The 21553-nt window shown below is 39.7% G+C and carries 22 protein-coding genes; 14 read left to right on the forward strand and 8 right to left on the reverse strand.

The window, feature by feature from the left end; all coding sequences use genetic code 11:
• Positions 1–42: 42 nt before the first annotated feature.
• Together ACO1QW_RS06030 and ACO1QW_RS06035 are read right to left on the reverse strand one after the other, a co-directional pair.
• Positions 43–705 carry a peptidylprolyl isomerase gene (locus ACO1QW_RS06030; RefSeq protein ID WP_486256647.1) on the reverse strand — a complete coding sequence of 221 codons (663 nt, stop codon included), beginning with the start codon at positions 703–705 and terminating at the stop codon, positions 43–45.
• On the reverse strand, positions 706–1050 hold the full coding sequence (locus ACO1QW_RS06035; RefSeq protein ID WP_486256649.1) for a hypothetical protein: 345 nt from the start codon (positions 1048–1050) through the stop codon (positions 706–708).
• A gap of 189 nt (positions 1051–1239) precedes the next feature.
• Between ACO1QW_RS06035 and ACO1QW_RS06040 the strand changes: the two genes are divergently transcribed.
• Genes ACO1QW_RS06040 through rsgA form a run of 5 tightly spaced genes read left to right on the forward strand, consistent with a single transcriptional unit; the run spans position 1240 to position 6012 of the window.
• On the forward strand, positions 1240–2241 hold the full coding sequence (locus tag ACO1QW_RS06040; RefSeq protein WP_486256651.1) for an AAA family ATPase: 1002 nt from the start codon (positions 1240–1242) through the stop codon (positions 2239–2241).
• 27 nt (positions 2242–2268) lie between these two features.
• Entirely contained in the window at positions 2269–3141 is an 873-nt protein-coding gene (locus ACO1QW_RS06045; RefSeq protein ID WP_486256652.1) for a DUF58 domain-containing protein, read from the forward strand.
• Positions 3138–4031 (forward strand): hypothetical protein, encoded by an 894-nt coding sequence (locus ACO1QW_RS06050; protein WP_486256653.1) that lies wholly within the window; start codon positions 3138–3140, stop codon positions 4029–4031. Before ACO1QW_RS06045 ends, ACO1QW_RS06050 begins: the two co-directional genes overlap by 4 nt.
• Positions 4024–5028, forward strand: a complete 1005-nt coding sequence (locus ACO1QW_RS06055; protein ID WP_486256654.1) for a vWA domain-containing protein — start codon at positions 4024–4026, stop codon at positions 5026–5028. Before ACO1QW_RS06050 ends, ACO1QW_RS06055 begins: the two co-directional genes overlap by 8 nt.
• Before the next feature lie 54 nt (positions 5029–5082).
• Positions 5083–6012: a ribosome small subunit-dependent GTPase A gene (gene rsgA, locus ACO1QW_RS06060; protein ID WP_486256656.1), complete on the forward strand. Its 930-nt coding sequence runs from the start codon at positions 5083–5085 to the stop codon at positions 6010–6012.
• Positions 6013–6061: 49 nt separating this feature from the next.
• Here rsgA and ACO1QW_RS06065 read toward each other — a convergent pair whose 3' ends face one another.
• The 3 genes from ACO1QW_RS06065 to ACO1QW_RS06075 are packed head-to-tail and all read right to left on the reverse strand — an operon-like array spanning position 6062 to position 7182.
• Positions 6062–6376: a hypothetical protein gene (locus ACO1QW_RS06065; protein ID WP_486256658.1), complete on the reverse strand. Its 315-nt coding sequence runs from the start codon at positions 6374–6376 to the stop codon at positions 6062–6064.
• Between the two features lie 50 nt (positions 6377–6426).
• Positions 6427–6600, reverse strand: coding sequence for a hypothetical protein (locus ACO1QW_RS06070; protein WP_486256659.1), 174 nt, complete (start codon positions 6598–6600; stop codon positions 6427–6429).
• Between the two features lie 48 nt (positions 6601–6648).
• Positions 6649–7182: a gamma carbonic anhydrase family protein gene (locus ACO1QW_RS06075; RefSeq protein ID WP_486256661.1), complete on the reverse strand. Its 534-nt coding sequence runs from the start codon at positions 7180–7182 to the stop codon at positions 6649–6651.
• A gap of 204 nt (positions 7183–7386) precedes the next feature.
• Between ACO1QW_RS06075 and ACO1QW_RS06080 the strand changes: the two genes are divergently transcribed.
• Entirely contained in the window at positions 7387–8568 is a 1182-nt protein-coding gene (locus ACO1QW_RS06080) for an aspartate aminotransferase family protein (RefSeq protein WP_486256663.1), read from the forward strand.
• 33 nt (positions 8569–8601) lie between these two features.
• On the opposite strand, the gene ACO1QW_RS06085 is transcribed toward ACO1QW_RS06080, so the two are convergent.
• Complete coding sequence (locus ACO1QW_RS06085; RefSeq protein ID WP_486256664.1) at positions 8602–11100, reverse strand: DUF5686 and carboxypeptidase-like regulatory domain-containing protein; 2499 nt, start codon at positions 11098–11100, stop codon at positions 8602–8604.
• A gap of 167 nt (positions 11101–11267) precedes the next feature.
• Between ACO1QW_RS06085 and ACO1QW_RS06090 the strand changes: the two genes are divergently transcribed.
• The 6 genes from ACO1QW_RS06090 to ACO1QW_RS06115 are packed head-to-tail and all read left to right on the forward strand — an operon-like array spanning position 11268 to position 15148.
• Positions 11268–11951 (forward strand): hypothetical protein, encoded by a 684-nt coding sequence (locus tag ACO1QW_RS06090; RefSeq protein WP_486256666.1) that lies wholly within the window; start codon positions 11268–11270, stop codon positions 11949–11951.
• Positions 11948–12250, forward strand: coding sequence for a winged helix-turn-helix domain-containing protein (locus ACO1QW_RS06095; protein WP_182802367.1), 303 nt, complete (start codon positions 11948–11950; stop codon positions 12248–12250). The genes ACO1QW_RS06090 and ACO1QW_RS06095 overlap by 4 nt, the downstream gene beginning before the upstream one ends.
• Positions 12251–12303: 53 nt before the next feature.
• Positions 12304–13665, forward strand: coding sequence for a cell envelope integrity protein CreD (creD, locus tag ACO1QW_RS06100; RefSeq protein ID WP_486256668.1), 1362 nt, complete (start codon positions 12304–12306; stop codon positions 13663–13665).
• Positions 13662–14135, forward strand: a complete 474-nt coding sequence (locus ACO1QW_RS06105) for a hypothetical protein (protein WP_486256670.1) — start codon at positions 13662–13664, stop codon at positions 14133–14135. Before creD ends, ACO1QW_RS06105 begins: the two co-directional genes overlap by 4 nt.
• A 29-nt stretch (positions 14136–14164) precedes the next feature.
• The gene (locus ACO1QW_RS06110) at positions 14165–14500 is read left to right on the forward strand and encodes a diacylglycerol kinase family protein (RefSeq protein ID WP_486256672.1); all 336 of its coding nucleotides are present in this window, start codon (positions 14165–14167) and stop codon (positions 14498–14500) included.
• Positions 14501–14503: 3 nt separating this feature from the next.
• Positions 14504–15148, forward strand: a complete 645-nt coding sequence (locus ACO1QW_RS06115) for a DUF1361 domain-containing protein (protein WP_486256674.1) — start codon at positions 14504–14506, stop codon at positions 15146–15148.
• Positions 15149–15150: 2 nt separating this feature from the next.
• On the opposite strand, the gene ACO1QW_RS06120 is transcribed toward ACO1QW_RS06115, so the two are convergent.
• Complete coding sequence (locus ACO1QW_RS06120) at positions 15151–18588, reverse strand: BamA/TamA family outer membrane protein (protein ID WP_486256676.1); 3438 nt, start codon at positions 18586–18588, stop codon at positions 15151–15153.
• Positions 18589–18658: 70 nt separating this feature from the next.
• Here ACO1QW_RS06120 and ACO1QW_RS06125 point away from each other — a divergent pair, with 70 nt between their 5' ends.
• Positions 18659–19300, forward strand: coding sequence for an MBL fold metallo-hydrolase (locus ACO1QW_RS06125; RefSeq protein WP_486256678.1), 642 nt, complete (start codon positions 18659–18661; stop codon positions 19298–19300).
• On the opposite strand, the gene ACO1QW_RS06130 is transcribed toward ACO1QW_RS06125, so the two are convergent.
• Positions 19289–20800 (reverse strand): lipopolysaccharide biosynthesis protein, encoded by a 1512-nt coding sequence (locus ACO1QW_RS06130; protein WP_486256680.1) that lies wholly within the window; start codon positions 20798–20800, stop codon positions 19289–19291. The two genes, ACO1QW_RS06125 and ACO1QW_RS06130, sit on opposite strands and share 12 nt — an antisense overlap.
• A 100-nt stretch (positions 20801–20900) precedes the next feature.
• On the opposite strand from ACO1QW_RS06130, the gene ACO1QW_RS06135 reads away from it, so the two are divergent.
• Positions 20901–21542: a hypothetical protein gene (locus ACO1QW_RS06135; protein WP_486256682.1), complete on the forward strand. Its 642-nt coding sequence runs from the start codon at positions 20901–20903 to the stop codon at positions 21540–21542.
• Positions 21543–21553: the final 11 nt, after the last annotated feature.

Below are 21553 nucleotides of genomic sequence, written 5' to 3' on the forward strand. Positions count from 1 at the left end.
TAGTTGTTTTTAAACGCTGCTAAATTGATTGTTTTCCTGCAATCAGAAAAATAAAAATTTCCTCTTCAGTTTCATTTTAATGATGCGTATATCTTCTTTCGGCCGGTCGTATTGATCACGCTCTGCCTGCGCAATCGTATCCACAACTTCAATGCCCTTTATCACTTCACCAAAAACAGTATAGCCTTGGTCGAGATGCGGGCTGCCACCGATTTCTTTATAAACCGCACGATGATGTAACGGGATTTTGCGACCACCTAATCTTTTTTCTTCAATATCATTCAGAGAACTATCTGTATGAATTTTCCCCTGCACGATATAAAAATGACTTTCGCTGCTTGCTTTTTCCGGGTTATTATCACGTGCTGCTGCCAGAACACCTCTTTTATGAAAAAGCGATGTATCGAACTCGGCAGGAATTTTATTTTGCAAACCACCACTTCCGTACCGTTTGCCAGGCACAGGATGTTTTGTTGAATCGTCACCCGCCTGTATCATAAATTGTTTTATGACACGATGAAACAGAATGCCATTATAATACTTCTGTTTCACCAGTTTAATAAAGTTATCTCTGTGCTTCGGGGTTTTATTACTCAGCTGCACAACAATAGTTCCTTTGCTGGTAATAATTTTCACCTTACGGTTACGGGCACCTGCATCGGCAACAAAAAGAAAAAAGCAAATCAATAAAACAAACAGTCTCATTTAAAATCCTTTTTGTTCAAAATAGAGCAATACATGATCCTTAATAAAATTCTCCTGTTCATGCATATTCATGGTAGGCATAGCCTTTAGTTGTTTAAAGTGTGGCCAGCCGTCTTTATCTAAATCATCAAACTCAAAATAGCCACTTTGTGATAAGAGGGAACAAACAGCAACATGCATTAAATCCTGCTTCTGTTCTTTGGTATATTTTTCTTTTAGTTGCCCAAACTCCTGTATGCCTATGAGAAAAAGAATTGCTTCCAGGTCAGGCTTTTTTCCAAAGCGTTCCACCATTTTTTGCTCAAGGTTCATCCAACGTACAAAAAGATCATTCGCTGCATCCATAGCCTGCAAAGTTAAGGGTTGTATGTTGGCCGTTGAAAGGCATCTGTATGATTACGATGTATAACTACGATTTTGCATTTCCGGCCTTCTTTTTGCGTGTTGGGAAATGATTTTAAGATACAGCCGTTTATAAAATGATTTTCGTTGAAACAAATGGCATTGTATTTTCACAACCTAAACCGAGATTACATGTTAAAAACCGCAGAAGACATCAAGATCCTGAACGACAAGATTCAATATGCAGGAAGTTTTCTCGACCGGCTGCGTGCAGAAGTAGGAAAAGTATTGGTGGGTCAGCAATATATGGTCGATCGTTTATTAGTGGGACTGTTGGGCAATGGTCATGTTTTGTTAGAAGGGGTGCCTGGCCTGGCAAAAACACTCACTATTAAATCACTCTCGCAGGCTATCAATTCAAAATTCAGCCGCATACAATTTACCCCCGATATGTTGCCAGCCGATGTGATTGGCACAATGATCTATAACCAACAGAAGAATGAATTTTTTGTACGACGTGGTCCCATCTTCGCCAATTTTGTGTTGGCCGATGAAATTAACCGTGCGCCTGCAAAAGTACAAAGTGCCTTACTAGAAGCGATGCAGGAAAGGCAGGTAACCATTGGAGAGCATACCTACAAGCTCGATGAACCTTTCCTTGTATTGGCTACACAAAATCCTTTGGAGCAGGAAGGAACTTATCCATTACCGGAAGCGCAACAGGATCGTTTTATGTTGAAAGTGGTGATTGATTATCCGAAGAAAGAAGAAGAGCAAATGATCATTCGCCAGAATACGCAACAGATTGCTTCACCCGTTATTAACCCGGTTGTTTCAATTCGTGAAGTAACAGATGCACGTGATCTTGCACGTACTATTTACATGGATGAAAAGATCGAAAACTATATTCTCGATATTGTATTTGCTACACGTAAACCTGAACAGGTTGGGTTAAGCAGCTTAAAACCATTGATCTCTTATGGTGGTTCTCCACGAGCTTCAATTAATATGGCGCTCGCTTCCAAATCAGTTGCGTTCCTGAACAAACGTGGTTATGTTTTGCCTGAAGATGTACGCACAATTGCTGCAGATGTTTTGCGTCATCGCATTGGCTTAACGTACGAAGCAGAAGCAGAAAATGTATCTGTTGAAGAGATTATAACGCAAGTATTGAATGCAGTGAAGGTGCCATAACTCTTAACCCCATAACTCACAATAGTTTTGTTAACTACCGAAGAAATATTAAAAAAGGTTCGGGCACTTGAAATAAAAAGCAAGCGTCTTACCAATCATATGTTTACCGGAGAATATCATTCGGCGTTTAAGGGACAAGGAATGAGTTATAAAGAAGTGCGTGAATACCAACCCGGTGATGATATTCGCTTTATTGACTGGAATGTAAGTGCACGCTATGCACATCCCTATAGTAAAGTGTTTGAAGAAGAGCGTGAGCAAATGGTGTTTCTGCTCATTGATAATAGTGCAAGTGTAAGCTTTGGTACTCATCTTCAACGAAAGAAAGATCTTATAACAGAATTGGCTGCAGTGCTTGCTTTCTCGGCTGTTAACAATAATGATAAGGTGGGTGCTATTTTATTTGGTGATAAAGTACAACGTTTTATTGCACCGAAAAAAGCAAAACAACACACACTTTACATTGTACGTGAAATGCTGGGGAATGATGCTGCATCAAAACAAACCAACTATGTTGATGCATTCCGCATGTTCAACAATGTTTGCAGGCGTAAAAGCATTTGCTTTCTTATCAGCGATTTTTTAGGAAAGGGATACGAAGATGCATTGCGTGTTGCCTGTAAAAAGCATGATGTGATCGGCATTAAAATTTACGATCAACTCGATATGCGTTTGTCTGATGCAGGATTATTGCAGGTGGTTGATGCAGAAACAGGGGATCAACGTTGGATCGATACATCGAGTTCATTGGTGCGCTTTGAATACGAAAAGGATTTTCATAAACATAATGATCATGTGAAAGACGTTTTCCGCCGTTCGGGAGCCGATCTGTTACACATGCGGGCAGGCGATGATTATGTAAAAGTGCTACAGAAATTTTTCATTAACAGGAGCAGATGATCAGACGGGAATTTTTAATGGCAATTTGTTTTTTTGTGATGGGCTTTTCAGCAACAGCCCAGGTAACTCCTGTTATAACCGCAACCAAAGAAAAAATATTTATTGGTGAGCCCTTAAAGATCAGGTTTGAGCTAAAGGCCATCAGCAAAAATGCGTCCATCAGGTGGAAATTTCCTGACAGCATACCTCATTTTGAATATATATCGTTCGACACTACAGATTTATTAAAACGTGAAATAACCATCACAAGTTTTGATAGTGGTTTATGGGCTGTTGAAAATATTACAGCTGTTATTCCATCAAATGTAAATGGCAAGGAACAACTGGTGACTTTTCCTGTAAAAGAAATCATGATTGAGTATGATACTACTGGTAACCAGTTGCTGAATGATGTAAAACCGATCATTGATGTAAATGCAGGTGAAGCGTGGATAGGTTTTGCTGTTGCCGCTGCAGCGGTTATTGCATTGATATGGCTTGTTATTTTATTCAGGAGATGGAAGCAGAAAAAAGTGAAAACTGTTGATGTTGAATCTGCAAATACGGCACTGGAAGATTTTCTCATTACAACCAAACGATTGAAAGAAGAAAATTGGGATACACAACTATTGCAAAAAAAGCATTTCTCTGATCTTTCACATGCGGTAAGACGCTTTTTTGAACGCAAGCTTCAGCAACCTTTCACACGTTTAACAACAGATGAACTGGCAATGCAGTTAAAACCATATGTATTAAATGAAACGCTTATCAATACTGTGCAAACCCTTCGCTTAGGCGATGCGGTGAAGTTTGCAAAATTTGCCGCCGACAAAGATGAATGTTTGCAAACAATTGAACGCATGGAAACAACCATCAAACAATCAGAAAAAGAATTGAAACCTGATGCTTAACGAGTGGTATCAACATATCGTCTTTGCTTATCCTTACCTGTTATGGTTGTTGTTATTATTACCACTGTTGATTGTTGGGTATATTATAGGCTATAAAAAATCATCTTCGTCCATTACCGTTTCAACGTTAGGTATCTATCGCAAAACAGGAAGTTCAAAAACTTTATTACGTCATTTGCCGTTTGCCCTGCGCTTACTTTCAATGGCGTTGTTGATCGTTGCTATTGCAAGGCCGCAAACAAGAAGCAGTGAAGAACGTGTTGAAGGAGAGGGTATCGATATTGTTTTGTGTATGGATGTGAGCGGTAGTATGCTGGCCGAAGATTTCAGCCCTAACCGCCTGGAGGCAATGAAAAAAGTGGCAAGTGATTTTGTGGATTCACGAAAAACAGATCGTATAGGACTTGTCATATTTTCAGGTGAATCATTTACGCAATGCCCACCAACAACCGATTATGCTGCATTGAAGAGTCAGATCTATGCAGTGCGCAGTGGTATTTTGCAAGATGGTACTGCAATTGGTTCAGGTTTATCAACCAGTGTTGAGCGTTTGAAAACAAGTGAATCCAAAAGTAAAGTGGTGATATTGCTGACTGATGGAGAAAACAACGGTGGCTTAATTCCACCAAGCACGGCCAAAGAAATTGCAAAAGCATACCAGGTGAAAGTGTATACTATTGGTATGGGTACTGAAGGTTTTGCAGCATTACCCCAACAAACAACCGGCGGCATTGTGCGTACTATGGAAAAGGTAAACATTGATGAAAAGCTTTTGCGTGAAATAGCCAATGAAACAGGAGGAAATTATTTCAGGGCAAAGGACAATGAAAGTCTTAGCAAGATTTATTCAGACATTGATCAACTGGAAAAATCAAAAATTGAAACCAGCACCTTCTCCCGGTATAAAGAAGAATTTTATCCGCTTGCAATAGCCGTTGTAGTTCTTTTGCTAATAGAAGCTTGGCTACGTTATAAAGTGTTGCGGAAGTTTCCATAATCTTATTTCGTCTCTGCGTGTCGTTACTGGCAAAACCTGTTTCTTTGCATCACAATGAAAGCCCTCATTTATAAATCAACCGGTAGTTGGTATGTGGCCAAAACAGAAGAAGGCAAAACTGTGCAGGCACGTATCAAAGGGAAATTTAAAATTGATGGCATCACTTCAACCAATCCAATTGCCGTAGGCGACAAAGTGGAAGTTGAAATGGAAAATGATCTTGAACAAACTGTCATGATCACTTCTATTAACGACCGGAATAATTATATCAATCGTCAAAGTCCCCACAACAAATATCAACATCACATCATTGCTGCCAACCTCGATCAGAGTTTGCTGTTTGCCACATTAAGAGAACCCAGAACATCGCAGGGCTTTATCGATCGTTTTCTTATTGCTTCAGAAGCTTATCATATTCCCAGCATAATTGCGTTTAACAAAGCTGATGTATATCGTAAGAAAGAGCTCGATCAGTTTGAAGAATGGCGTAAGATGTATGAAGCAATTGGCTACAAGGTTTTTCTGATTTCTATGGAAACAGGAAGTGGTGTAGATGAATTGAAGCAATTGCTGAGGGACAAAGTAACATTGATCAGTGGCCATTCAGGGGTGGGCAAATCAACTTTTATTAATGCACTAATGCCCGAGCTCGATCTAAGAACAGAAGAGGTTAGCGGCTGGAGTGGAAAGGGAATGCATACCACCACTTTTGCGGAAATGTTCGACCTGCCGCTGGGTGGAAAAATCATTGATACGCCCGGTGTAAAGGAATTTGGCCTGGTAGATATCAGCCGGCAGGAACTTTCGCATTATTTTCCTGAAATGCGTGTACTTATCCAAAATTGCCAATTTAATAACTGTCTTCATCTGGAAGAGCCGGGCTGTGCGGTAAAAGCTGCGGTGTCAAAGGAGGAAATTCATCCCCTTCGTTACATTAGTTATTGTGGAATACTTGCTACAATTGAGACAAAAAAAAACTACTAACCAGCATTTATAGCTTTTTAGCAGTTTTTCAATATTGTGAATATTTGCTTTACACTTCTCCTGGATCAGCATCCTTCAGCGCATCAACCAGCTCAGCAATAGCGGCATTTTCAAAATGTTCACTCTTTTCTTCCAAAGATGGGAAAACAGAAATACCGTTGAAAATATTGAAGCTGAGGGTAAGTGCTGTGCCTTTGTAAATGAAGTCCCAATACAGCGCTTCAAAATCATCAAGCTTCTTGGTGAAAGAAATTTTTAACCTGTCGGAGATCACATCTGCCCAACGATGAAATTCTTCATAATTGGCGTCGTCGTCAAGGACGGCTTCGTTATATCCTACATGGTTGCGTAATGTTGGATTCATAGCGGTAATTTTTATGGTGTTATAAATGAGGTTAGTCCTCTTATGAATATTTAGCTGTTAAATCGTTTTGCTTTCTTCACCTTTTCACCGCTCAGTAACTTCTCGGCCCCCACGTTTTTCCCGTTGGTTGGACATCCTTCCTTGGGTGTTCGTTTAAACACATTGCAACTTGTCATAAAAGACAGTAATATTACTGCAACCGCTGCTTTGGTGATTATTTTCATACAATTATCAATTTATACAATTCAGATAAGACAATGTTCGTACCGTAATTAACTATTCTCTGTTAAGGCATCTTTAAACCAACCGGAATATTTGATATAATTATTGGCTATCCGGTTAATTTCGCCGCTGATCAGCTCCTGGCTGATATCTTTTACTTTTTTAGCAGGAACGCCTGCATAAATGCTTCCGGCTTCAACAACGGTTCCTTCAAGTACTACTGCTCCCGCTGCAATAATTGAATTACTATTAATCACGGCATTATCCATAACAATAGCTCCCATTCCAATCAACACATTATCATGAACGGTACATCCATGAACGATGGCATTGTGGCCAATGCTTACATTATTTCCAACGATAGTTTTCGTTTTTTGATAAGTAGCATGAAGCACGGCACCATCCTGCACATTCACTTTATTGCCTAACCTGATGCTGTTTACATCGCCCCGCACCACCGCATTGAACCACACACTGCATTCATTGCCCATTACTACATCGCCTACAATGGTAGCATTAGGAGCAATAAAACAATCGTCGCCAAATTGTGGAAAAACACCTTCTACAGGAAGTATTACGGGCATCGGAATGTGGTTTAATGTTCTGCTGTAAATTTCGCAATGTTTTCCGAGGGTTCATAATGTTTACCGCTTTTTTTAAAGTAATTATCCGTTTTTTAACCTTGTATGACAAAAATGGTTACGTAGATCTACGTAACGGTATCGATGCCGGTTTGAATAGCATCAATTTGAGGTCATTCAACTAATTCACGACATTTGCTTCCATTTATGCAGCAACGACAACTTTTCTTACAACATGTGGCGCAAACATCTTCAGCTCCGTTGGCTTTGGAAATATTAAAAGCTGAAGGTTGTCTTATGTGGGATGTGGATGGCAAGGAATATATAGATCTCATTGCAGGTATCAGTGTTTGCAATATTGGGCATCGCCATCCTAAGGTAGTGGAGGCTATTAAACAACAGGTTGATCAGTACATGCACTTGTTAGTGTACGGCGAGTTTATTGAAAGCCCAGAAGTACAATATGCCCAATTGCTTACCGATCATTTACCTGCATCTCTCAATTCGGTTTACTTCACAAACTCAGGAACTGAAGCAACGGAAGGAGCGATGAAATTGGCGAAACGTGTTACCGGTCGCACGGAAATCGTTGCGTTTAATAATAGCTATCACGGCAGCACACAAGGTGCATTAAGTGTTATGGGCGATGAATATTGGCGGAATGCATTTCGACCTTTATTGCCGGGAGTTCATCATGCAGATTATAATTCATTTGAAGCATTGGAGCTGATTGGAAGTAATACTGCTTGTGTAATGGCAGAGACCATCCAGGCAGAAGCGGGAGTAAATGCTCCGTTGAAAGAATGGATCACTACATTACGAAAGCGTTGTACTGAAACGGGTACTTTATTAATTCTTGATGAAATACAATGCGGCTTTGGTCGTAACGGATCGCTTTGGGCTTTTGAACAATTTGATGTGGTGCCTGATATTTTATTATTGGGAAAAGCGTTGGGTGGAGGCATGCCATTAGGTGCTTTTATTGCCGAAAAGGAATTGATGTGGAAGCTGACCGATAATCCGGTGTTGGGGCATATTACCACATTTGGTGGTCACCCCGTTTGTTGTGCCGCAGGTTTAGCCGCAATGAAAGTGTTGATTGAAGAACAGTTGGTAAAAGGAGTTGCTAACAAAGAAGTATTGTTTCGAACATTATTACATCATCCAAAAATTGAAGCCGTGCGCTCACGTGGGTTGATGATGGCTATTGTATTTGATAGTTTTGAAACAAATAAAAAAGTGATTGATGCCTGCATTGACAGAGGTGTGCTCACTGATTGGTTTTTGTTTGCATCAAATTGTTTAAGGATTGCACCGCCACTGACGATCACGGAAGAAGAAATTACAAAGGCCTGTAAGGTAATTGTTGAATGCTTAGACAGTTTGTAGTTTACTATTGTGCCTTGAGTTTGGTGGCAATATCTAAAACTGCAACCTGAAACTACCAAACACTCCAAAGCGTTTATATTGTTCCTGCGGTAATGGCTGTGGCGATAAGCGCCAGATAAAATCGAACCGCAACACTCGAAAAATATTATCAACACCTGTACCCACTTCCATATACGTTTTTCCATTAAGAGATTGAAACTGGTGACCCCGATCAAATACGGTACCTACCTGGTTGAAGCTTCTGTTGGCATCGCTCAAACTTCCCCACAATACTTTCGCTGTCCAGAACTGGCGCAACTTTAGCTTACGTGTTGGTCCCAATAAGCGGAACATACCATTACCGATATTATGTTCAACATTGATACCTGCATACTCATCGCTCAGGTATTCAAACCGGTTCATTAAGTTGAAAGCATACTTGTTGTAATAAAAAATTTCATTGCCAGGATGAATTTCTAACAACGGGAAGGGAAGTGTGCCATAGATCTTTCCGCCGTACACATTATAATATAACTCACCAAGATTGGCGATCTTGAAATAATCATGAACTGACGCTGTTAAACGATGATATTGATAATTACTTTTTAAAAAACCAGGGAAACCTCTTGCATATTTAATTTCAGCAATAGGATAGGGACTACCTAAGCTTGATCGAAGGAATGTTCCTTCAAGAAAACGCTCGAGATAAGCATAACGGATACGAAATCCAACTTCGGAATTATTTAATGCTTCACCAACGCCATCGGGATAAATTGATTTATCAGGCAATGAACGAACCGGGTTAAATTTTTTACGTGTAGCTGAAACTTCAAACGTAAAACCGGCATGTGTTTCTTTCGAAAATTCAATGCGTTGCTGTTCAACTTTTAAAAATTTGATGGGAACTTGTGATTTTCGTGCTGCCAACGTAAATACATTATCGGTTCCTACTTCATCATAATAACGTTGACCATTATCATAATCATTGGTATAGGACAGGTATAAACGCATGCGGGGATCACGTTTAAACAAATGAGTGATCTCTGCCCGACCTTTGAATTTTTTATCAGTAAATCCGTAAGCCAGGTAACCACGTAGCCACCATGTTTTACTAAAGTTGGTGCTTGTACCAATGTCCAATCTTGTACGAAAACCTTCCACCACATTTGAACTCATGACATTGAACCATGGGCCGTATTCAAAACTGCCAAATGCTTTATATCCTGTTGCAAGAAACGTAGCAATTTCACTATAACGCTTAAAAAGCGGCATCTTCTGCAGTGTATCGATCATACTGTAAATAGCCTTCTCGTTTTTAGCCAACTCTTCGTGCCTCGATTCTTTCCAATAGGTTTCGGATTGTTGAGTGGAACCTGTAAGCAATACGGTCTCTTCCAGTTTTTTATTTTTCTGTAATTGTTCCCATACTGTACCGGAATTAATGAGTACATCTTTATAAGTGGTGGTCTTGCGGCCGGTAACACCAAACTTCTGTTTGCCAATTGGAGCCACATCAATGATGAATTTATCTTTTGACAAAAACCAGATCGAATCATTTACAAATTTGTACTCCTGTACAATACTCAGCTTCTCTACAAAATTCACATTTGCCTCTTTTGATAAACGTAGGTTCATTTTCTGTACAGCAAATGTTGTATCATGTATCCAGCAATCGCCTTCGAACGTATTTTCTCCTTTTCGTTTTGGAGTAAACACTAAATGAAAGAATCGTTTGCCTGCTACATATTGTGTGTCGGGCACACGGTAATTATAAAAAGCATCACCGTTATCACTAATAGGGCTGATGAAGCGCTTGTCAAAAATGGGAATATAATTATTATATACATTGATGTTCTGATCCATGCCGCCCAAGAGTTTCTGCACACTTTCATTATCTACACCCGATGTGCGACTGGCTCTGATCTCTTCTCTCCGGCGAAGTGGAGATTTTTGATAGTAATAATTTGAAATAGTTTCTGTAAGAAAGATCGGGAGGAAGGGTTTTTCTTCGCTTGTACTGTCAACAGTTTGGTCCAGTATAAAACCAAATGGTTTGAGCGGCCCGATGTTCTTAAACTTGTCTTTATTGAAACGGTTAATATCAAGTTCAAGTTTGTTATATAATTCATAACCAAAATTCTCAAATCGGTAACGATCATTCACTGGTTTTTGTCGCACTGTTTTTCGCCAAAGTATCCAACCTCTGCCGTATTTAGATTTCACTACCACTTCTTTGCCTGCACTGCCACGTTCAAGTTGAATAGTTAAAAAAATAGTGTCCTTTTCTGATGATGGAATGGCAACACTTAGGCTATTATATCCAACATAGCTAATGAGTAGAGAATCGGTGGCCGCAATTGTTTCAAGTCTTAAGGAAAAGTAGCCTGCTGAATCACTCAGCTTACCAATGCTCGTATTTTTCAGCTGTACAGATGCAAACGGAATTGGCTCATCCGAATGAGAATCTTTAATAATACCGGAAACAATCTTTGTTTGTGCCGTAACAATTAAGGTGCACAAACTAGTCAACACAAAAAAAACGATATACTTCATCCGGTTAATGCGATTGTTTGAAACGCTAAAATTAACGAATCTCATTCGCCAACGACTCAGGGTTTTTACGAAAGCATCATGTTTTCTAAAACTTTGTGTTAAAAAGACTTAATGATTGTTGTAAGTATATGAAAAAAACTATTTACTTTGCAATTCAAAGTGCTTTTATGAATAGCCAGAATCAAACGCTTGAAACTATACAGGATATACGGAATATGATGGACCGCAGCAGCCGCTTCATTAGCCTCAGCGGTCTTAGTGGTATTGCTGCCGGTGTGTGTGCTCTCATAGGAGCATGGTTTGCTTATGACGTTATTGAAAATTCCGGAACTGCCGGAGGAAGAAAACCCGGGTTAATAGGAGATGCTTATAGTAGTGATGGCGTGGATATGCTGCAATCGTTTATGGGAAGCCGGTTGTTTACCATTGCCGTCCTCACTTTAATTTCTGCAATTATACTTGCAACTTTTTTTACTTACACAAAAAGTAAACGACAAGGCATACCTGTTTGGGGTGCAACTGCAAAACGTTTAATCTGGAATATTGCCGTGCCCCTTGTTGCCGGTGGTATATTTCTTTTGAAACTGATAGAGGCAGGTGTGTATGGTTTAATTGCTCCTGGTTGTTTGATATTTTATGGCATAGCATTGATCAATGGTGCCAAGTATACGTTTGGTGAAATCCGCTTTCTGGGGTATGTAATTACAGCATTGGGAGTAATTAATTGCTGGTTTCCGGGCTATGGACTTTATTTTTGGGCCACAGGCTTTGGAGTTTTACATATAGTATATGGTATAGTTATGTGGAATAAATATGAACGACAGCCCATGCAAATGGAGAAGAAAGTATGAAGAATCCGATAGAACAGTTACAAAAAGTATTCGATAGCCGGGTAAGGTTAGGCGTTATGAGTGCGTTGATGGTGAATGCGCAGGTAAGCTTTAATGAGTTGAAAGAATTGATCAATGTAACTGACGGAAATCTGGCATCGCATCTGAAAGCACTGGAAGAAAACGGCTATGTGAAAGTGAACAAAGGCTTTGTGGGAAGGAAAACAAATACCACGTATGCAGTTACAAAAGCGGGAGAAAAAGCATTCAGGTTGCATCTTGATGCACTGGAGCAAATGATCAAGCAAATGGGGAAGTAATTTTTTTTTGCACATAAACTTTGAAATTCAAAGTACTTTTAAAATTGATAAAAATGGACACTCAACAACTCTCTTTCTGGCAACGGTATGGCATCTTTATTAAATCCATCCTTGTAGGTTTTCTGGTTTTGGTATTACTTATTCCCACAGCCTTTATTATGGAGTTAGTTCGTGAGCGACAGGAAAGGCAACGTGAAGTAATAGCCGAAGTAAGTTCGAAATGGGCATCAGCACAAACAGTAAGCGGCCCGTTTTTAATGATCCCATACCAGGAAAAATTCGTGGATGACAAAGGAAAAGTAATGATGATAAAACGAATGATGCACTACTTACCAGAATCAGAAAATATCAAGGGTGAACTTGCGCCAGAAGAAAGGAACAGGAGTATTTTCAAGATCATTCTTTATAAATCAGACCTCACCATCAGTGGAAAATTTTTACCAGTTCAGCTTTCGCAAATCGGCATCGATCCAGCCGATGTATTGTGGAACGAAGTGCGGCTATGCCTCGGCATTTCAGATAACCGTGGTATTGCAGAAGCTTTATCATTGAACTGGAATGGTACATCCTCTGAAATGGATCCGGGTTTTCCTCCAACGGATATCGCTGGTTCAGGTGTAAGTAGTTTATTGAAAAATGCTGAGGCGTTAAAAGATTCAGCGCATTCCTATGAACTTAAATTGAAATTAAAAGGATCGGAACGCCTTTACTTTACACCGCTCGGCAAACAAACCAATGTACAATTGAGATCAACCTGGCCCGATCCTTCTTTTGATGGAAAATTTCTACCAACTCAAAATACCGTTACTGACAAGGGATTTACTGCCAATTGGAATATTCTTCATTTTACCCGTGACATTCCTCAACTATGGAAAGAAGGAAAACAGAATATTGATGGATTTGCTTTTGGTGTAGAATTATTGCAGGGAGTTGATTCGTACAGTAAAACTTTGCGTACTGTCAAATATGCGTTGTTGTTTATTGCGCTCACCTTCTTCTTGTACTTCTTTATTGAAACACTCAAGAAGCGAAGTGTTCATCCATTGCAATATGTATTGGTTGGCTTGGCACTTTGTATATTCTATACATTGCTGTTATCGGTATCGGAATACACCGGTTTTAATATCGCATATCTTATTGCTTCCATTGCAACGATTGGATTAATCACGGCTTATACTTACAGCATTTTTAAACAACCTGCTATCGCAATTGCTTTGTTGATTTTTCTTTCATCGCTTTACGGATTTATTTACATCCTCATTCAATTACAAGATGGAGCACTCTTATTTGGAAGCATAGGTTTATTCATTCTGCTTGCCATTGTCATGTATTATTCACGCAAAATTGATTGGTATGGTGAGGGAAAGAAAACTAATACAACAGATTCAATCAATGATAATACTACCGCTTCATGAAACGATTATTAAAAAAACTCCGCAGTAATATATTGGTGATGTTGACGCATACCATTGCACTACCTATTTTAAAGATCGTACGGAGGAAGAAAAAGTTTCCTTACAGTATGGAACAACTGAGTGCTTTACCATTTGAAACAGTGGGTAATGAATTGTGGCAACTATTAAATGCAGAAAATCTTCGCCTGCTTCCGTACTATGAGCGGCACGACATTAAACATGTAGTGCTTGATTATTCTTTTACCGATGAAGGAGAAGCAAGTCTGCAGTTTTTTATGTTGGCAAACGGTCGTGTTTCATTCCCGGTAGTAGCTACTGTTTTGTACGGGTTGGTAACAATGCCCGAGTACTATAGCTCTTTTAGAAAAGCTTGGGAGAGGGGAAAGCGGGCAAAAAGTCTTGAAAGCATGGACTGGTTTGGTATTATGGAATTACCACTTGCAACTGTTCAAAAGCAAATTCATATATAGCAACGATTTTTTTTGAATAATTTCAAAACATGAAACGATTTAGATATGCTATTGACGGAGTGATCGCTGCTTTCAGATCAGAAGTAAACATGCGTATACATGTTGCGGCTGCTGCGATGGCATGTATTGCAGGATTTTATTTAAATCTTTCAGCAGTTGAATGGAACATTATTATTCTTTGCATTGTGCTGGTGATTTCGTTGGAGCTTATCAACACAGCTATTGAAGAATTGTGCAACATGATTCACCCCGAACAACACTCTGTCATTAAAAAAGTAAAAGATATTTCCGCAGGCGCTGTATTGCTGGCCGCTATGGGAAGTGTGATTGCGGCACTCGTTATTTTTCTTCCTAAAATAATTTAGACCATGAAAAAAATATTGATCTATTCGGTTGGATTTTCGCTCTTGCTTTACATTTTTCGTGTTTGGTACACGGGAAGTTTTCTTTTTCTGTTTATACCATGGAACCTTTTTCTTGCGTGGCTGCCATTATGGTTCAGCAGCATGATAAAGGATGCTAATGTTTCTGGAAGAAATATATCGCTCTTTTGTTTGTGGTTATTATTCTTTCCTAATTCACCTTATCTCATCACCGATCTTTTTCATTTGCAGGAGCGTCCCGGAATTCCATTGTATTACGACCTTGTTTTATTATTTATGGCAGCATGGAATGGTTTACTGATGGGTTTGTTTTCATTGCGCCACATTGAACAATTATTACTGAAACGTTTTTCGGCCGTGCACGTACGGCCCATGATACTTAGTTTTTTTATTCTTTGCGGTTTTGGAATTTATCTCGGCCGTTACGATCGTTATAATAGTTGGCACCTGGTTACTCAGCCATTTGATCTTATTCAGGGAATTTTATCGAAGGTTATTTCACCGGCATCACATCCCCGTGTATGGGCTGTTACTATTCTTTTTGCTGTTGTGCTGTTGCTGATCTATGAAACACTCAAAAAAATGCCTGCTCATTTTAGTGAGCAGGCATCCTTATCAAACAAAAATTAATTTTAGAAATCAAGTCCTACCGATACATGCATGATTGGTTTTCCTTTAAAGAACCCATTCATTTGCCATCCGGCATCAAAACGAAGGAAGTAACCAAGCAATGTACTTCTTGCACCAAAACCATAACTACCGAGGAATGGCCCGATGCCTGGCGCTTTAATGGTAACACTAACAGGACTATTTGGATCAGACACATCAGTATAAGTTACTTCTGGTCTTCCAATCTTATCATACCTACCGTTCCATGCAGTACCAAGATCAATAAACTGGGTTAACTGGAAGTTGCGCAAAAATGCATTATTCACCGGTTTATTAAAGAACGTAGTAAATACCGGCAAACGAAGTTCACTGTTAATTACAAGTGCGTTATTTCCGTTCGCCGCATTTTGTGTGAAGCCACGAAGATTTACTGCCAATGATTCATACACATAACTCTGATCAGGTGCTGGTTTGTTTGCTGTATTGAAATATCGTTCTGTTGTTACACCATTTCTTGTTTTGGTATTACTTCCGAACATTAACCACCCATCGGTGCCTCCGAGGTAATAAACAAATTTGTTATCGCCCCAAGAAACATCTGCTGCACCACGAACAGCCCAGATAAAGTTGCGATAGATGCGTAAATAATGTCTTGCATCAAAACCAAAGTTGAAAGTAATATCACCGGGACGTTCGGAATAATTACCGCCAAGCCTATTGAACATTTCAACCCATCCTTTTGCACGGAAGCCATTCCAGATATTTGTAACAGGATTGATAGTGTTGTCGTGTACAAACTCTACTCTGCCCATCGCAAAGTTTTCATCAAGATCAGGTTCTGCTAAAGAACCGAACACAACATCGTTGCTCCGAATAATATATTGATCTCTGCGTATGCCACCCATTACCTGGATGCGTTGCACTTCATTTAAAGGATACGCAACACTTGCCTGGTAAATACTATTGACAGTTTTTACAGGAAATATTCCACGGGGAGTCTGGAGAGTAATATTGGTAGATGAAGCACGATAGTAGGCAAGCCCCCAATCGATACGGCGTCTGAGATTATCGAAACGCATAAACACTTCATTATCCTGCAATCCATAGTTAACACGGAATGCACCACTGAATTTATAATCTTCCAAAAATTCCATGGCGCCAACTCTTGTCATGGCGTTTAACGGATTATTGTTACCAAGATTAACTGGGCCAGATGCACCAGAATATGGTTGAAAACGATTAATGAGCAACGCCCCATTAGATGCGAAGTTGGTTGTTACGTTATCAATAAAATATTTCTTGGCATAAGGGAACAGGCGCATGCGGGCCAATACCTCTTCCTGGCTCGGTTTTTTAGCACCCATCAATTTTTCGCCTGGTTGAATAGAATCGTTTTTGAATTCTGTTTCAAAAAAATCTGTTGGCGGTTTTTCAGTAGTGGTACTATCAACAATGTCTGTTCTGTTCTGAGTATTCTCGCCAGCTATTTTATCGAGCCTTGTCATACGCTTGATGTACTCAGTGGGCCGTGCATTTACATTGCGTTTACGCAATGTATTTTCGTCGACCTTTAATTTATACAGGAATTTAAATTCGCCCTGGCGGTTTACTTCCGTTACTTGCCCGTTATCACCTGCAATGCGTGTTTCCAATACACTGCTTTGATAATTACTCATTGGGAAAGTGTAAGAACTGTCATCTGTTACTCTGAAAGTAAATACTGAATCTGGTTCCTGTTTGTTCCATGCACGCAACGTTGAATCAAGTTCCTTTGGCTCAGGGTTGCGGAGAATTTCATCACCCACCTGGAAGATGGTATCTAAGCCAGCTGCTGTGGTGCTGAAGAAACCTGCCCAACGATTGCCAATACCATTTTCATCACTAATAAAAGTGAAGTGATTCGTGTTGTATTGCGTTGGGTAACGGGCATTACCGTATTTAATATTGCTGAGCTGCGATATTTGTTTGAATTCAGATTTATTCCAGTTATCGATCAGGAAAACATTGTAACGTTCTTTTGGTAAAACGGTATCGCCGGTTGGAGCGTTAGGCGACGGACGATTACTGGAAAAGATGATACCGGTCTTGTTTGGAAAAGCTACAAAGCTTGCGTCAAGATCATCATACACATCATTAGTTACCTGCTCTGCAGTTTGTTTATCGATCTTGTAAACAAATACATCGCTTTGTCCTCCTTTCACTGCACTCATCACCAATGTATTTGGATCGAGCATATATTGCATATCATTCACCTGCTCAAACGGAAGCTCAACATTTTTTACTGTTTTGATACGGCGAAATGCATCATACACATTCAACAATACTTTTCCCTTTTCCCAAACAATCATGGCAATACGTGTTCCTTTCGGATCCCACGCCAGCAACGGATAGTTCGGATTTGGTTTTTCCTCCAGGTTACGAACACCACTCTTCCACAATACTTTTTCTGAAATGAAATTTTCGTTCAGGATCACTCTCGTTTGACCTTTGCGGTATTCAACAACCGCATAAGTGAAACTCTTTGGATTAGGATTTGCCTGGAAACGGAAATAATCGTTTTTGCCAATTTCTTTTGGAACAGTTAAACGGCCGGCAGGCACATTTCTTCTTGCACGGATATCTTTAAAATATTTGTCACGGTTGTAAAGCATGAAATCTTTCAATACATCTTTCAGCTTTTTCTTGGCAACAGTTTGCGTTGCCCTGTTCACATTTTTATAAATACGACTCAGGTATAAAAGATAGGTCACATTTTCACGGCGATATTTTTCTTCGATGTAGTACCAAAACGCATGACCGGCCAAACGTGGCTGCTCGTAGGCAAAATGGTAAAAGCTTTTATAATCGGCGCCAATCATAGAGCTTTTTAATTCGTTGTCGAGTTTAGTGCTCCAGTTTTCAGCAGCATAAGAAATGTAACCATCGGTCATCCATTTCGGAAGATCGAGCAAGGCTTGGTTTTGTGCAAACTCACCAAGATCATCACCAAACAACATACTTTCAACCAGCACCTTTGCAATCCCTTCACGTATCTGGCGGCGTAGATCATTATGATCACCATTATAATAAACCACCATTTTATTATTCACCAGCTTGGTTAAGCCACCAGCGTTGGGAATGTCGAGACCAATACCAATATTTGATTGCTTATAATCATTGAAGTTGTTGTAAAGAACAACGTTGATCCTGCGCTGAATACCGAATTCAATAAAATCTTCAAGTTGGGGAAGTTCTGCTTCAGCTACCTGTGTTGCAAATTTTGCCAGTTCTAAACCATTAAGAGTATAATGAACATTGAAGTTGGGACTTTGGTAAAAGCTCCATTTGAATTTGGTATGTTGAACCCGGTTTTTCCCAAACTCCACCATGTTCACCTGCGCAAGAGATTGATTCAGGAATAAGACCAAAAGAAATGATGCCGTTGCTGTAAGCCTTAGAAAACCGGTCGCTTGAATTCGCATATTTTTGTGTTATATCATTAAGAGAATCAGGTTCGGGAAAACCGACATTTAAAAGTACAAAAATCAATCCATGTTCACTGTTAAAGCTTTTACTTTCAGCCCTGTTCAGGAGAACACATATATTCTTTATAACGAACAAAAGAAGGCATTCATTATCGACCCCGGCTGTTATTTTGATGAAGAGCGGGAAGAGCTGGCCTCCTTTCTTCAACAAACGCAATTAACACCCGTACAGTTGCTTAATACTCACTGCCATCTCGATCATGTGTTTGGCAATAAATGGATCTACGAAACCTATAGTTTGGAACTGCACCTGCATGCCAATGAAAAACAGGTATTAGACTATGCCCCCGCAAGTGGTTTAATGTGGAACTTGCCTTTTGATAATTACAACGGACCATTAAATTGGTTGAATGAAGGCGATGAAATAGTGATGGGTGAGGACAAACTAACGGTGCTGTTCACCCCGGGACATGCACCAGGTCATGTTTGCTTTTATTGCAAAGCGCAGAATTTTGTAATTGGCGGCGATGTGTTGTTTCGTGAAAGCATTGGCCGGACCGATCTGCCCGGAGGCCATCACCAGACCTTGCTTAACAGCATTCGCAGCAACCTGTTTGTGTTACCGAACGAAACAATTGTGTACAGTGGCCACGGGCCTGCCACCACTATTGGCCACGAGAAAAAGCACAACCCTTTTTTAGCGGGATGAAATAAATTTTCCGATATACGGTAGGTTTTGAAGTTCCTTTCGCTCAACCTGCAGCACCAGCCAGGTAAAACAAGCCAGCAATAACGTGCCGGTAAGTATGCTGAACCAAAGTGGTGAATAAAGCAAGAGGATGAGTTTATGAAACAATACGATGATGGTTACTGCAATAAGATAATTGATGATTTTTTTTCGTGCATAGGGGACAGGGTAATATTTCTGTCCCAGTAAATAACTACTTATCATCATCAATAAGTAACAGGTGAACGTTGCAATGGCTGCACCCCAATAATGAAATTTGGGAATCAATAAAATGTTCACCAATACTGTAACAACAGCTCCGCCAATGGTTATTACAGCACCATACATATTCTTATTGGTTAGCTTGTACCATACACTCAGGTTATAATAAATACCCAAAAAGATATTGCCCATTGCCAGCAGCAACACAACGTTCATACCTTCGCCCCATGCTTTTGATTTAATGGTGAGAATTGCTTTCAACACATCGAGATACAATCCAATAAATAAAAACATAAAACAACATGCAATTACAAAGAACTTCATAACTCTTGCGTAAGTGCGTGGGGCATCTTCATCTTTAGAGCGATTAAAGAAAAATGGTTCGGCGGCCATACGAAAAGCCTGAATCATGATCGTGATAAGTACGGCAATTCTGTAAATGTTGGCAAACACACCCAGCTCATGTTTTGCTTGTTGTTTTGGCAAATCAACTACATGCTGGTAAACAAGCCGGCTTAACATATCATTGATCATTCCACCCAAACCTACAATGATGAGCGGATAACTATAATGCATTACTTCTTTCCACAATGAACTGTCGAAGCTGAAGCGGATCTGTTTCCATTCCTTCCATAGTAATAAAAAGGTGAAGACACTACCGCATAAATTACCAATGAGATAATAGCCAATGCCAATTTCCTTGTTGTAAAAAGTGCCAATGAAACTATCAGGATTGTTTTTAGCATAAGAAGGAAGAAATCCGAGAAAGGTAAATACAATAAGGATATTTATAACGATACCGGCTACCCGTACAAACGCATATTTTTTTGGCCGGTTTTCCTGGCGTAAACGGGCAAAAGGTAAAGTAGCCAGCGTATCAAAAAAAAGAATGGCCAGCATCCATGTAATATATTCCGGGTGATCATTTAGTCCCGCCGCACCAGCAATACCATCACGGAACACAAACAGCAAAAGAGCGAATAAAATGGTAGTTGCAAAAATGGAAAGGCTTAAGGTATTATAAAGTGCAGTGCGATCTTTTTCGTTTGAATAACGGAAATAGGCTGTTTCAACACCGTACGTAAATACAATACCTAAAAAAGGAATGATGGCATAAACCTGTGTAAGATCAGCAGTGGCGGAAGGTTGAGCAAAAATGAATGGCAATGCCATATTCATTAAATAACCCAGGAACCGGCTTGCGATTGTGGGTAAACCATACCATAAAGTTTGTCCGGCTAATTTTTTAACACTACTCAAGGGAACGAAATTAAGATTCTTTGGAAATAGGTAAACATATTTTGGTGTTAATGCAACACATAGGGCTTGTTTTTTATCTTAGTAGTACAAAACTGAGTTTATGAAAAAACAAATCTACACGTTACTTGCAAGTTTAGTGGTTACAATGTGCGCAAGTGCCCAAACTTTCGGCGACCTGGAAATCCAGAAGAAAAAAATTCCTGCAATAATTACCGAAATTCCTTACACGGCATCTGTAACAGAAGATGCCATACGACAAAAATTCAGCCAAATGGGTTATAGTGCCAAAGAAAGTAAAGGTGTGTATACTTATAAGGCGGTACGCATTCCGGAAATACAAGAGGAAATATTTGATGTGTTGTTAAAAGTAGAACGAAAGAGCCGTAAGGAAAAAGATGAAAGCAATGTTTACTTTATTGTGTCTCGTGGTTATGAGAATTACGTGAAAAGTACAGATGATGCTGTGTTGATCGCCAAGATCAAACAATATGTTCTCGGTTTTATTCCCTTAGTTGAAGCACAGGCGCTTGAAGTAGAAATAAAAGACCAGGAAGACAAAGTAAAGTCGAATGAAAAGAAACTGAAAGATTATGAAGATGAAAGCGGAAGTCTTGAACGGAAGAAAAAGAAACTGGAAGATGATATTGAGCAAAACAAAAAGAATATTGAAAAGCAGAAAGGCGAAGTAGAGAACCAACGGAAAGCATTGGATGTGCTGAGAGCCAAACGTAAAACCGCATAATGTGCAGGCCC

The organism is Lacibacter sp. (assembly GCF_057361365.1).